Origin of the sequence: Citrobacter sp. Marseille-Q6884, assembly GCF_945906775.1 — a bacterium.
Taxonomy (GTDB): Bacteria; Pseudomonadota; Gammaproteobacteria; order Enterobacterales; family Enterobacteriaceae; genus Citrobacter.
Map to the genome: position 1 here is coordinate 420,008 of NZ_CAMDRE010000001.1, position 14,089 is coordinate 434,096.

Annotated in this window: 11 protein-coding genes; 5 read left to right on the plus strand and 6 right to left on the minus strand. The window is 53.2% G+C overall.

The window, feature by feature from the left end; translation table 11 throughout:
* Positions 1 to 31: 31 nt before the first annotated feature.
* Positions 32 to 2,257: a YgiQ family radical SAM protein gene (locus tag N7268_RS01860; RefSeq protein WP_260861616.1), complete on the minus strand. Its 2,226-nt coding sequence runs from the start codon at positions 2,255 to 2,257 to the stop codon at positions 32 to 34.
* A gap of 199 nt (positions 2,258 to 2,456) precedes the next feature.
* On the opposite strand from N7268_RS01860, the gene N7268_RS01865 reads away from it, so the two are divergent.
* Complete coding sequence (locus N7268_RS01865; RefSeq protein WP_313958366.1) at positions 2,457 to 3,932, plus strand: TrkH family potassium uptake protein; 1,476 nt, start codon at positions 2,457 to 2,459, stop codon at positions 3,930 to 3,932.
* Between the two features lie 16 nt (positions 3,933 to 3,948).
* Here N7268_RS01865 and ftsP read toward each other — a convergent pair whose 3' ends face one another.
* From ftsP to N7268_RS01890, 5 genes are all read right to left on the minus strand, one after another.
* On the minus strand, positions 3,949 to 5,361 hold the full coding sequence (gene ftsP / locus N7268_RS01870; RefSeq protein WP_198905765.1) for a cell division protein FtsP: 1,413 nt from the start codon (positions 5,359 to 5,361) through the stop codon (positions 3,949 to 3,951).
* A 71-nt stretch (positions 5,362 to 5,432) separates the two neighbouring features.
* Positions 5,433 to 6,170, minus strand: coding sequence for a 1-acylglycerol-3-phosphate O-acyltransferase (gene plsC / locus N7268_RS01875; protein WP_260861617.1), 738 nt, complete (start codon positions 6,168 to 6,170; stop codon positions 5,433 to 5,435).
* Positions 6,171 to 6,365: 195 nt separating this feature from the next.
* Positions 6,366 to 8,624 carry a DNA topoisomerase IV subunit A gene (gene parC, locus N7268_RS01880; RefSeq protein ID WP_260861618.1) on the minus strand — a complete coding sequence of 753 codons (2,259 nt, stop codon included), beginning with the start codon at positions 8,622 to 8,624 and terminating at the stop codon, positions 6,366 to 6,368.
* Between the two features lie 155 nt (positions 8,625 to 8,779).
* A complete protein-coding gene (locus N7268_RS01885) occupies positions 8,780 to 10,387 on the minus strand; it encodes an ABC transporter substrate-binding protein (protein WP_260861619.1) in 1,608 nt (535 codons plus the stop codon).
* 116 nt (positions 10,388 to 10,503) lie between these two features.
* The gene (locus tag N7268_RS01890; RefSeq protein ID WP_045447592.1) at positions 10,504 to 10,896 is read right to left on the minus strand and encodes a YgiW/YdeI family stress tolerance OB fold protein; all 393 of its coding nucleotides are present in this window, start codon (positions 10,894 to 10,896) and stop codon (positions 10,504 to 10,506) included.
* Between the two features lie 152 nt (positions 10,897 to 11,048).
* On the opposite strand from N7268_RS01890, the gene qseB reads away from it, so the two are divergent.
* From qseB to N7268_RS01910, 4 genes are all read left to right on the plus strand, one after another.
* Positions 11,049 to 11,708, plus strand: coding sequence for a quorum sensing response regulator transcription factor QseB (qseB, locus tag N7268_RS01895; RefSeq protein WP_260861620.1), 660 nt, complete (start codon positions 11,049 to 11,051; stop codon positions 11,706 to 11,708).
* Positions 11,705 to 13,054: a quorum sensing histidine kinase QseC gene (qseC, locus tag N7268_RS01900; protein ID WP_260861621.1), complete on the plus strand. Its 1,350-nt coding sequence runs from the start codon at positions 11,705 to 11,707 to the stop codon at positions 13,052 to 13,054. The genes qseB and qseC overlap by 4 nt, the downstream gene beginning before the upstream one ends.
* A 106-nt stretch (positions 13,055 to 13,160) precedes the next feature.
* Entirely contained in the window at positions 13,161 to 13,742 is a 582-nt protein-coding gene (locus tag N7268_RS01905) for an NAD(P)H-dependent oxidoreductase (protein WP_198905755.1), read from the plus strand.
* Positions 13,743 to 13,772: 30 nt separating this feature from the next.
* Positions 13,773 to 14,087, plus strand: a complete 315-nt coding sequence (locus N7268_RS01910) for a putative quinol monooxygenase (protein ID WP_198905754.1) — start codon at positions 13,773 to 13,775, stop codon at positions 14,085 to 14,087.
* Positions 14,088 to 14,089 lie beyond the last annotated feature (2 nt).

A 14,089-nucleotide genomic window follows, 5' to 3' on the forward strand; every position in this document is an offset into this window, starting at 1 on the left:
CCGGTAAGCATTGCACCACCGGACAACAGAATTAACGTCCTGCTGCAGGTTTCCCGCGTTTTTTCGCACCCGTATTGGCATTTGCCGGGCGCGACGAGGCGGCGGGTGATTTCTTCGCACCGGCAGGCGTCTGACGCTGATGGGCGACAGGCGTGTGTTTGGTCAGAGCCGGACGCGTATGACGATTCTGACGACGCGCTTCACGCATCTCTTCCAGCGTCGGGGCCGGAACCAGACATTCACGACGACCACCAATCAGATGCTTTTTACCCATATCTTCCAGCGCCTGGCGGATTAACGGCCAGTTGGCAGGATCGTGGTAACGCAACAGCGCTTTATGCAAACGACGTTGTTTGTCACCTCTCGGCACCACCACATCTTCACTCTTATAACCAATTTTACCCAGCGGATTTTTCCCGGTGTAATACATGGTCGTGGAGTTCGCGAGCGGCGAAGGATAGAAGTTCTGCACCTGATCCAGACGGAAACGACGCTGCTTCAACCAGAGCGCCAGATTCACCATATCTTCATCGCGCGTACCAGGATGCGCGGAGATGAAGTAAGGGATCAGATACTGCTCTTTACCGGCCTGCTTAGAGTAGGTATCGAACAATTCTTTAAAGCGATCGTAGCTGCCCATACCCGGCTTCATCATCTTCGACAACGGGCCTTCTTCGGTATGCTCTGGGGCAATCTTCAGATAGCCACCCACGTGGTGGGTCGCCAGCTCTTTGATATAGCGAGGATCTTCAACGGCGATGTCATAACGGACACCCGAAGCGATGAGGATCTTTTTAATACCTTTCAAATCACGCGCACGGCGATAGAGGTTAATCGTCGGTTCGTGGTTGGTATCCATATGCGGACAGATATCCGGGTAAACGCACGACAGGCGGCGGCAGGTTTGCTCCGCACGCGGCGACTTACAACGCAGCATATACATATTGGCGGTTGGACCACCCAGATCGGAAATCACGCCGGTAAAACCAGGCACGGTATCTCGGATCGCTTCGATCTCATTGATGATCGAGTCTTCTGAACGACTCTGGATGATGCGCCCTTCGTGCTCAGTGATCGAACAGAAAGAACAGCCGCCAAAACAGCCGCGCATAATGTTGATGGAAAAGCGAATCATCTCATAAGCGGGAATACGACTGTTGCCGTATGCCGGATGTGGTACGCGCTTGTACGGCAGCGCAAAAACGCTGTCCATCTCTTCGGTTGACAGTGGGATCGCGGGAGGGTTAATCCAGATGTAGCGATCGCCATGTTTTTGCATCAGCGCGCGCGCGCAGCCAGGGTTTGTTTCATGGTGCAGAATACGCGATGCGTGTGCGTACAGCACTTTATCGCCCTTCACTTTTTCGAAAGACGGTAGCAGTACGTAGGTTTTCTCCCACGGCTTCGGACGTGGCGGCTGTACGGTTACCGCCTTCGCTTCCTGTTTTTTAGGGGCAACAGGTTTATTATCCGCGCACGGTAAATCTTCACCATAGGGATGCGGGATAGGATCAATTTTCCCCGGCGTATCCAGACGCGTGGAATCCACCCCACTCCAGCCCGGCAGCGCTTCTTTAACCATAATCGCGGTATTACGCACGTCACGGATCTGGTCGATGGTTTCACCCATTGCCAGACGGTGTGCCACTTCCACCAGCGGACGCTCGCCGTTACCAAACATCAGCATATCTGCTTTGGCATCCACCAGCACGGAGCGGCGAACGGTATCGGACCAGTAATCATAGTGCGCGGTACGGCGCAGGCTGGCTTCAATGCCGCCGAGAATGACCGGCACATCTTTCCACGCTTCTTTACAGCGCTGGGTATAGACCAGCGTAGCGCGGTCCGGGCGCTTGCCCGCAATGTTATCCGGCGTGTAGGCGTCGTCATGGCGCAGTCGGCGATCGGCAGTATAGCGGTTGATCATCGAGTCCATGTTGCCTGCGGTCACACCAAAGAACAGGTTCGGTTTACCCAAACGCATAAAATCGTCTTTGGTGTTCCAGTCTGGCTGGGCGATGATGCCCACACGGAACCCCTGAGATTCCAGCATACGGCCGCAAATCGCCATACCGAAACTAGGGTGATCGACATACGCATCGCCGGTCACTAGAATGATGTCGCAGCTATCCCAGCCAAGTTGGTCCATCTCTTCTCGCGACATCGGCAGAAACGGCGCGGGGCCAAAACAGGCGGCCCAGTACTGCGGCCAGGAGAAAAGGTCTCTGTCCGGTTGGATCAGGGATATTGCGCTCATAATGCTTCCAAAAATGGTAAAAAAATAATCAAAGGCCGGGGATTATACGCTGTATGTCGGCAAGAAATGAAGTGGAGTCTGAACCAGACGCATAGAAAGTTGTATAAATTGTTAAATTTTACGACACCCATTTTTATCAATCATAATTAACACCATACCGGCCAGCTGAGATAACTCTTTTTCGGCGGGGGATTTTTCATTGCGACTCAACGAATCACTGCATATTTCCCAGTTACGGGTTGTTGTTCACCTGTGCGGGTTTCTGGTTCTTCTCTACAGCTTCTCCATGCTGCCACCGATGACCATCGCGCTGTTAAATAAAGAGCGGAGCTTTTTCGCTTTTTTCAGCACATTTATGACGTTCTTTGCCCTCGGCGGCGGGGCGTGGCTGGCAACCAAACATGCGGGAATTCAGCTGCGAACCCGGGATGGCTTCGTCATTATCGTTCTGTTCTGGCTGCTGTTTTCGCTTATCAGCGCAATGCCGATGTGGATGGATGATGGCTTAAATCTCTCCTTTGCCGATGCCCTGTTCGAAGGGGTTTCCGGGATCACCACCACTGGCGCAACGGTGATTGACGACGTCAGCGCCTTGCCAAAATCGTATCTGTACTATCGGGCTCAGCTCAATTTTATTGGCGGTCTGGGCGTTATTGTCCTTGCCGTGGCAGTATTGCCGCTGCTGGGTATTGGCGGCATGAAACTGTATCAGTCTGAGATGCCAGGTCCCTTTAAAGAAGAACGCCTCACGCCGAGGCTTGCTGATACCGCACGGACGCTGTGGCTGACCTACGTCATTCTGGGCCTTATTTGTACATTGGCCTACTGGGTTGCCGGGATGTCGTTTTTCGACGCCTTATGCCACGGACTGTCGACGGTCTCTCTCGGCGGATTTTCCACCCGTAGCGAGAGCATCGGCTTTTATAACAGCCACGCTATTGAGTTAGTCGCCGGACTGTTTTCACTGCTCTCTGCGTTTAACTTTACCCTCTGGTACGTTGCTATCGTGAAACGTACCTTCAAGCCCTTTCGTCGTAATGCCGAACTGCGTTTCTTTCTGCTCATTGCGCTGGTTGTCACCTTAATCGCCACCTGGCAGGTCTGGCGTGCGGGTATGTACGGGATCACGGACAGCCTGGTACATGCCTTTTTTCTGGCCAGCTCCATGCTGACAGATAATGGCCTGGCGACAGCGGATTACGCGCAGTGGCCCTCGCACACGATCTTCATGCTGCTCAGCGCCAGTTTCTTCGGCGGTTGTGTGGGCTCGACCTGCGGGGGGATTAAGGTGCTGCGTTTTTTGATTATGTTCAAGCAGTGCCGCCAGGAGCTACACCAGCTCGCGCATCCTCGCGCCCTGTTGAACATCAAAGTGGGCAATAGCGTGGTCAGTGACCGGGTGGTGCGTTCGGTATGGAGCTTTTTCTTTCTCTACGTTTTGTTCACCAGCTTTTTTATCTGGGCGCTCAATCTGATGGGCTACGATCTCTTCTCCTCTTTCGCTACCGTCGCCGCCTGCATCAATAATATGGGGCTGGGATTTGGCGTCACCGCAACGACGTTTGGCACCTTAAACGAGGAGGCAAAGCTTCTGATGTGCGCGGCCATGATCATGGGGCGTCTGGAGATTTACCCCATTCTGATCCTGTTCTCGCGTATGTTCTGGCGGGCGTAACGGAAACGCCGGCGCATTACGGCGCCGGATTCACCAGTAATTGTCCTATCGAGCCACGGTCCGCCATTTCCAGCGTCTGGCTGTTAAAGTAGAACGGGAAATGCGCCCAGGACGGTTGTCCATAATAGACCAGCAGTTCTACCTGCCCATCTACCCAGACGGTATCTTTCCAGCCCCGATCTTCCGGGAATGGCATCGCACCATTCACATTACGGATCAGGAACGAGACACCTTCAATATGGAATGATTGCGGCATATCCGCGCGTACCGTCCAGCGCTCCCAGGAACCTTGCTGAGCCGTAATGTCCATGCGGTTGACATCCCACAACTGCCCGTTAATGCCCGGATCGTCATCGAGACTGATATCACGGCTGCGAATCGGCGTGCCGCTCAAAATTTCTGCAGGCAACAGACGCATCGGCAGGGTGTCAGTCACCAGCGGCAGTAGCCCCGTCGGCCGCAGGGTCAGGACCAGCGTGGAGACCAGAATACTGGACGGTTCAAAGAATCCCCGGATCCGGTCAACAATACTGGCCGCCTCGCCACAGGTGATCGACACTTCATTCCCGTTGGTCATATCCACCAGGATCTCACGACGCTCGCCAGGTGCCAGAGAGAGTTGCTTCACCGACACCGGAGCCGGTAAAAAGCCCTGGTCGCCGGAAATCACATGCAGCGCGCGACCGTCGCTCATTTGCAACTGATAACGACGCGAGTTTGAGGCATTTAACAGACGCAGGCGCACCCAGCCACGTGATACTTCGACATAAGGGCTCTGCGCGCCATTGACCAGTAACGTGTCACCGACAAAACCACCGCTGCCCGGCTCGCTGTATTCTGGCGTACCGAAGTTATCCAGACGTTTGTCCTGAATAATGATGGGGAAATCATCTACGCCATAATGGTTAGGAATGGGCAATGATTTGCTCACCTCATCTTCAACCAGCCACATTCCGGCAAGACCGTTGTAGACCTGCGGCGCGGTACGATTCGGTGTATTGGCGTGGTACCACAACGTCGCCGCGTTCTGGCGAATCGGAAGTACCGGCGCCCAGTCGGCATTCGGCGACATCATTCGCGCCGGCCCGCCCATCAGAGGACCCGGTACCTGTAATCCGGCAACCGTCATCGAGACATTTTCAGTCAGGCGGTTGCTGTAGATGAGCTTAACGTCATCCCCTTTCCAGACACGGATTGTCGGCCCCAGGTAACGCCCGTTAATGCCCCAGACAGGCGCGCGGGTACCTTGCGTAAAGGACCAGTGAGCGCGTTGCAGGGTCATAAATAGCGGCTGTCCCCGGCGGGACTCCAGCAGTGGCGGAACAGGTAACGGCTGTTGCTGACCGGCAGCATTAGCCTTCAGCGGAACAGCACCTGCAACCAGTGCGATCCCCGATGCCTGAATAAACTGACGCCGACTGAATGACATATAAGCTCCATGTAAAACTGGCTATTAACACGCAGGAAATCGTTTCCTGTCAAAAACGCGAAGTGCGCGAATCACACCTTTCCGGCAGCTTCCCGCTCAGCAACTTCTTTATCAAGTTCTGCGATTTTTTGTTCCATCAACGTGCGGCAATGCGCTGCCAGTTCACGAACCTGATCTTTACCAAAATGGCTGATATCCACTGGCGGCAACATCTCTACAATCGCCAGACCATTATTTAAACGGTTAAGTTTAATTTTATTCGACGTCGTGGAAACGCACACCGGGATCACCGGAACGCCCGCAGCAATCGCCGCATGAAACGCACCCGTTTTAAACGGCAGCAGTCCGCGACCACGGCTACGCGTTCCTTCAGGGAACATCCAGATGGAAATACGACGTTTTTTAAAATGGTTCACCACCGCCGCGATGGTACTGTGTGCTTTAGCGCGGTTATTTCTGTCAATCAACAGGTTACCGGTCAGCCAGTACAGTTGACCGAAGAACGGGATCCACAGCAGACTTTTTTTCCCTACCGTGACGGTCGGCGGCTGAACGATATTCGCAGCGGTAACCATGTCGTAGTTATTCTGATGGTTACAAATATAGATAGCATTGCCATAATTCTTTGCGTCTTCCGGCATGCGGCACTCGACCTTCAGGCCATAAAGGGGTGCCAGGCGACCAAACATATGACCGAATGTCGCGACGTGTTTTGGATTTCGTGGACTGAAAAGACAGTATAAACACCCGAAAATACAAACCAGAATGCAGTAAATAACAGTAATAAATAAACGAAAAATATATAGCATAACAACCTCTAACGGCCTAAGAGCCTGGCATTTTACGTCACCTGATACAGAACTCAGCATCAGGTTAGGGCTTTGTTAAGAGCGGCTCTCTGGAAAAGCGTATTGTTAATCGCAACGCACGAATAAACAACGGTTTCACGGGAATTTTTAATGCGGCTCTCCCTTCGTCATAGAAAGGAGAGCCAGACGACAGTGTTATTCTTCGCTGTCGCCACTGCTGGCGCGTCGAGGCGAGTCAATCTCAACACGGTCAATGCGCTGCAGACCGCGCATCAGCGTCCCGCGACGGCCACGTTCACCGGTCACTTTCTGCAACTCTTCAGGGCGAAGTTTAATTTTGCGTTTACCCACGTGAATGGTCAGCGTGCTTTGCGGCGCGAGCACGTAGAGCAGCGCCAGCCCATCTTCACCTTTCGCCGCTTCCGCAGAAGGAATGTTAATGATCTTATTCCCTTTGCCTTTCGACAATTGCGGCAGATCGCTCACCGGGAACATCAACATACGCCCGGCCTGGGTGATCGCCAGCAGCATATCGGTTTCATCTTCAATCACGACTGGCGGCATAACATGCGCATTCTCCGGCAGCGTAATCAGCGCTTTACCTGCACGGTTTCGCGCCACCAGATCATTGAAGGTGCAGACAAAACCATAGCCCGCATCTGACGCCATCAGCAGTTTCTGGTCATCGCCTTCCATCAGCATATGCTCAACCGTCGCGCCTGGCGGCAGCGTCAGTTTACCAGTCAACGGTTCACCCTGACCGCGCGCCGACGGCAGCGTAATCGGATCGATGGCATAGCTACGTCCGGTCGAGTCAACAAAGACGACCGGTTGGTTGCTCTTGCCCTTCACTGCAGCCTTAAAGCTGTCGCCCGCTTTATAGCTTAAGCCCGGCGCATCAATATCATGGCCTTTCGCACTACGCACCCAGCCACTCTGAGACAGCACAATGGTCACCGGCTCAGAGGGCAGCATGTCGTGCTCGCTCATCGCTTTGGCTTCCTCGCGCTCTTTCAGCGGCGAACGGCGATCGTCGCCATAGGCATCGGCATCCGCCTGCAGTTCTTTCTTCAGCAGGTTACTCATTTTGCGTTCAGAGGCCAGAATGCCCTGCAGCTGATCGCGTTCTTTGGACAGTTCATCCTGCTCGCCGCGGATTTTCATCTCTTCGAGTTTGGCAAGATGGCGTAACTTCAGCTCAAGGATGGCTTCAGCCTGCGTTTCAGAAATGTCAAACCGCGACATCAGCACGGGCTTGGGCTCATCCTCATGACGAATAATGTCAATCACTTCGTCGATGTTGAGGAACGCCACCAGCAAACCTTCGAGGATGTGCAGGCGCTTGAGCACTTTCTCCAGGCGATAGTTCAGACGACGACGCACGGTATCACGGCGGAACGCCAGCCATTCGGTCAGGATCTCCAGCAGGTTTTTCACCGCCGGACGACCGTCAAGGCCAATCATGTTCAGGTTGATACGATAGCTTTTTTCCAGATCGGTAGTGGCGAACAGGTGGTTCATCACCTGCTCCATATCCACGCGATTGGAGCGCGGGACGATCACCAGACGGGTCGGATTTTCATGGTCCGATTCGTCACGCAGATCGTCCACCATCGGCAGCTTTTTATTGCGCATCTGAGCCGCGATCTGCTCCAGCACTTTCGCACCGGAGACCTGGTGCGGCAGCGCGGAAATAACCACCGCGCCGTCTTCTTTCGTCCACACCGCACGCATACGCACGGAGCCACGCCCGTTTTCGTAAATCTTACGAATTTCCGCGCGGGGCGTGATGATTTCCGCTTCCGTCGGGTAATCCGGCCCCTGTACGATATCCAGCAGCTCATCCAGCGTCGTTTTCGGCTGCTCAATCAGCGTAATCGCCGCTTTAGCCACTTCACGCAGGTTATGTGGCGGGATATCTGTTGCCATCCCGACCGCAATACCGGTAGTCCCGTTAAGCAGAATGTTCGGCAGACGCGCAGGCAGCATCTTCGGCTCCTGCATGGTGCCGTCGAAGTTCGGCACCCAGTCCGACGTCCCCTGGCCGAGTTCACCCAGCAGGACTTCCGCATATTTAGACAGGCGGGATTCGGTATAACGCATCGCCGCGAAGGATTTAGGATCGTCCGGTGCCCCCCAGTTCCCCTGCCCGTCAACCAGCGGATAACGGTAAGAGAAAGGTTGCGCCATCAGTACCATCGCTTCATAACAGGCGCTGTCGCCATGGGGATGATACTTACCCAGCACGTCACCGACGGTACGGGCGGATTTTTTAAATTTGGCGCTGGCATTCAGCCCCAGTTCGGACATCGCGTAAACGATGCGACGCTGAACCGGTTTCAGACCATCACCAATAAACGGCAACGCCCTGTCCATGATGACGTACATGGAATAGTTCAGATAGGCGTTTTCTGTGAATTCATGCAGCGCAAGGCGCTCTGCCATATCGCTCATTAATCGAGGTTCCTCAACTGTAAGCCTGAACAATACCCGGATCTGTCAGGCAATATTGCCGCAGATACTACCCTATCTGACGTGTTGAGTCACAAAGTTCAGTGGTTTTGCCGCCGCACAGAGGCGGCGACAAGAGTAACCTTAGCACCCGGCACTTAATGCGCCCGGATGTAAAGTTCTTTGCTGTACACATAATCCTGCGGATTCTGCACAGGAAAGCCGCCCACATAGGGTTTGAGCAACTTAATCAACGGCTGGTAATAGAGTGGAATGATGGGAGCCTGCTGATTAATCACGTCTTCCGCTTGTGCATACAGACGGTTTCTCAGCCCGGCATCGGGAGTCTGTGCGGCCTGTGCCAGCAACGCATCGTATTGCGCATTTTGCCAATGGCCAACATTTTCCGCATTTCCGGACTGCAACGTATTCAGGAAGGTTGATGCCTCATTATAGGTCGCATCCCACGACTGGCGGGAGAGCATGAAGTCCCCATCACGACGCGCATCCAGATATGTTTTCCACTCCATGGTACGTAATTTCACATCCGCACCGAGCCATTTTTTCCATTCAGAAGACAAGGCGATAGCCGTTTTCTCATGCAGGTCGTACTTATTGTAAAACAGCTCAAACGTTAAAGGATGCCGCTCATCAAACCCGGCTTCTTTCAATAACGCTTTCGCCTCGGCCACTCGCTCACTCATCGGTGCCTGAAGATCCTTCAGCACAGGCGGCGTGAAACCGGCCACCTGCGGCGGTGTCAGGGTCGCGGCGGGTGTGCGAAGCCCGAGCACTTTCTCCGCAATGAGTTGCCGATTGGCCGTTAAATACAGAGCCCGGCGCACCCGGACGTCGTTAAACGGCGCTTTGTGAGTATTGAAGTTGTAATACTCGCTGTTCAGGCGAGGAATGACCCGCAGTTCTCCCGGCAGATTCTTTTCTATCGCCGGAATTTGTTGGGTCGGAACCCAGGTGAGATCGACCTCCCCGGCACGATAGCGGTTATATCCCGTGACGGCGTTATCTAAAGCCAGATATTCAACCTGCTGTAAGACGGTGTGTTGTGCATCACGATATTTCGGGTTTTTACGCGCCACGATCTTTTCGTTCACGACCCATTTATCCAACACAAAGGCCCCGTTGGAGACCAGATGTTCCGGCTTACTCCACGCATCGCCATACTTCGCAATAGTATGCTGTGGTACAGGGAATAACGTCGGCCAGGCCAGCATAGAGGTAAACCACGGCACCGCTTGTTCAAGAGAAACGTCAAGCGTCACATCATCCAGGGCCTTTACTCCCAGCGCACTCACGGGGGATTTACCGTCAACAATCGCCTGCGCATTTTTAATGTGCGCCGCTGCCAGATACCCGGCAAATGGGCTTATCGTATGGGGATCAACCGCACGCTGCCAGCCTGCCACAAAATCATGCGCGGTCAGCGCCACACCATCTGACCATTGCAGTCCCTGGCGTAAATGGAAAATATAGCGTTTCCCACCGTCCAGCACTTCCCAACTCTGGGCTTGAGCCGGTTGCACTTTCCCCTCGCCATCCATCCAGACCAATCCCTCAAAGAGATCGAGTACAATTTGTGCGGCGGTATTTTCCTCCACCTTTTGCGGGTCGAGAGTGCCCGGATCGCTGTGGTTGTTGTAACGAAAAACTTGTTGTGGGGCGAGTGACGTCCCGTCAGGGATCGTTGCGGCAAAAAGAGAGGGACTGCACATCAGGCTGACCAGCCATAATAATGGACGCGTTTTCATGATATCTCAGTAAGTTAAAATGACTCCGTCACTTTACTCTTTACTCGCGTTTACAGGCTGATTTACATCACATTCCGATGCAAAGAAAAGGGCCGCGTTTGCGGCCCTGATGGGGATTATTTGGCAACTTTGGTAATCTGTTTCACGTCGATTTCCACGGAGTTCCAGTCTTTATCCACTTCACCCTGGATTTCCACCACATCCTGCGGCGTAACCGTGACGCCGTTCCAACGTTTGTGGTCAATATCCACATTCACCGTACCGGTGGCATCTTTAAACAGATACAGATCGTCAGAAATACGTTCAACAATGTTGCCACGCAACGTCACCCAGGTGTCATCACGCAGAGATTTTGCACTTTCTACCGTCGTGCTGCTGCCGTTAGGGCCAACGAACCCACCGCTTTGGCTCTGCGTCGCGGTCGGGCCAGAGAAGCCGCCCTGCTGCGCTGCCAGAACAGGTGCGGAACACAATGCCATCACGGCAACCATTGCAGCTAATTTTTTCATGATCATGTCTCCCTTTCATGTTGTTTCACGACTATTAAATAAGTTAATCCTTAACAACTTCTTAAGGCAAAAAAAGATACTTTTTTTGCTGTACAGCATCCGCCGCCACAAGGTTTACTGACAACCAACAGAGTTATCACAGGGAAGAACGTATGCGTATTTTACTGATTGAAGATGACACGTTGATTGGCGACGGCCTGAAAACCGGTCTGAGTAAAATGGGTTTCAGCATCGACTGGTTTACCGAAGGCAATCAGGGAAAAGAAGCGCTCTACAGCGCACCTTATGATGCGGTGATCCTCGACCTGACGCTGCCGGGCATCGACGGGCGCGATATCCTGCGCGAATGGCGCAGCAAAGGAAAACAGGAACCGGTATTGATCCTGACGGCCCGTGACGCACTGGCGGAACGGGTTGAAGGCTTACGCCTCGGCGCGGATGACTATCTGTGCAAACCTTTTGCGCTCATCGAAGTTGCCGCCAGACTGGAAGCGCTGGTACGCCGCGCCAGCGGTCAGGCCAATAGCGAGTTACACCACGGGCAGGTAACACTCAATCCCGGTGCGCTGGTTGTCACACTCGCGGGCGAGCCCTTACCGCTCAAGCCCAAAGAGTTTGCGTTGCTGGAACTGCTGATGCGCAACAAAGGCCGCGTGCTGCCCCGCAAGCTTATTGAAGAGAAACTGTATAACTGGGATGAGAATGTCTCCAGCAATGCGGTTGAAGTTCACGTCCATCATTTACGCCGTAAGCTCGGCAGCGATTTTATCCGAACCGTGCATGGCATTGGCTACACGCTGGGTGACGCATGAAACTCACACAACGCCTCAGTCTGCGCATCCGGCTCACGCTGATCTTCATGATTTTAGTTTTAGTGACCTGGTTGATTTCCAGCTTTGTCGCCTGGAAGCAAACGACCGATAACGTGGATGAGATGTTTGACACGCAGCTTATGCTGTTTGCCAAACGACTTATTACCCTCGATCTTGACGAGCTAAAAGCCTCAGAGCGCATTGCGCATACGCCGAAAAAATTCAAACACGGTCATATTGATGATGACGTACTCACCTTCGCGGCCTATACGCCAGACGGGAAGATGGTGCTTCACGATGGCGACAACGGTCAGTACATTCCCTATAGCTATCGCAGGGAAGGTTTTGACGATGGTTATCTGACCGGTGACAACGATAAATGGCGCTTTGTCTGGCTGACTTCCGCTGACAAAAAGTACCGTATTGTTGTCGGTCAGGAATGGGAATACCGCGAAGATATGGCGCTGGCGATTGTGACCGCCCAGTTGGTTCCCTGGCTGGTTGCGTTACCCCTGATGCTGTTAATCCTGATTGTGTTGCTCAGTCTTGAACTTAAGCCATTGAAAAAACTGGCACAGGCTTTACGTTTACGCGATCCTGAATCGGAAGAGCCGCTCAGCCTGAAAGGTATTCCCGGTGAAGTCCGTCCGCTGGTTGAATCCCTCAATCAACTTTTTACCCGTATTCACACCACCATGGTACGCGAGCGCCGCTTTACATCAGATGCCGCCCATGAATTACGTAGCCCGCTGACGGCGTTAAAAGTGCAGGCCGAGGTGGCGCAACTTTCTGACGATGACCCGCAGGCCAGACAAAAAGCGTTAATGCAGATGCAAACCGGGATTGACCGCGCCACCCGTCTGGTCGATCAACTGCTGACGCTTTCACGGCTCGACTCCCTCGACAATCTGCAGGATGTGGCTGACATCTCACTGGAGGAGCTACTGCAATCGGCAGTGATGGATGTTTACCACCCGGCGCAGCAGGCACACATCGACGTGCGTTTGCAGATTAATGCGCACGGCATCAAACGGACGGGCCAACCGCTGCTACTCAGTCTGATGGTGCGCAATCTGCTGGATAATGCGATCCGCTATAGCCCGCAGGGTAGCATTGTGGAGGTGACGCTCAACGATCGCTATTTTAGCGTTAAAGATAACGGCCCTGGCGTTGCCCCGGACGTTTTGAGGCATATTGGTGAACGCTTCTATCGTCCACCGGGACAACATGTTACCGGCAGTGGCCTGGGTCTGTCGATTGTCCGTCGTATTGCAACCTTACACGGTATGTCCGCCTCTTTTGACAACGTTGCGCAAGGTGGATTTGAGGCGAAAATCAGCTGGTAGCCACATTATTGCGTTATCAGCAAAAGACTTTGCACATTTTGCTAATTTCACCGCCCCGCTCACGGGCGTAAAATCGTCTTCAAACGTGAGTCTTTGAGGACATAAAATGAGCAATATTCTGATTATCAATGGTGCGAAAAAATTCGCCCACTCAAACGGTCAATTAAACGACACCCTGACCGAGGTCGCGGATGGTCTTCTGCGCGACCTCGGGCATGATGTTAAAATCGTTCGTGCGGAAAGCGATTACGACATCAAAACCGAAGTGCAGAACTTCGTCTGGGCCGATGTGGTCATCTGGCAAATGCCGGGCTGGTGGATGGGTGCGCCGTGGACGGTGAAAAAATACATCGATGATGTATTTACCGAAGGCCACGGTACGCTTTACGCCAGCGACGGCCGTACGCGTTCAGATGCCTCTAAAAAATACGGCTCCGGCGGTTTGATTCAGGGCAAGAAATACATGCTCTCCCTGACCTGGAATGCCCCTATGGAAGCCTTCACCGAAAAAGATCAGTTCTTCCACGGCGTCGGCGTTGATGGCGTTTATTTGCCGTTCCATAAAGCCAACCAGTTCCTGGGAATGGAAGCGCTGCCAACATTCATCACCAATGATGTGATTAAAATGCCGGATGTCCCGCGTTATATCGCAGAATATCGCAAGCATCTGAGCGAGATTTTTGGTTAACTAGTCACCTGGAATTAGAAGGAGTTAACCATGCTTACTGTTATTGCAGAAATCCGTACACGTCCAGGTCAACATCACCGCCAGGCGGTACTGGATCAGTTCGCTAAAATCGTTCCGACCGTACTGAAGGAAGAAGGCTGCCACGGCTATGTGCCGATGGTGGATCATGCTACGGGTGTGAGTTTTCAGACCACAGCACCGGATTCAATCGTCATGGTTGAACACTGGGAAAGCATCGCGCATCTTGAAGCGCATTTGCAGACCCCGCACATGAAAGCCTGGAACGAAGCCGTGAAAGGTGACGTGCTGGACGTGAGTATTCGTATTCTGGAGTCAGGACTTTAATT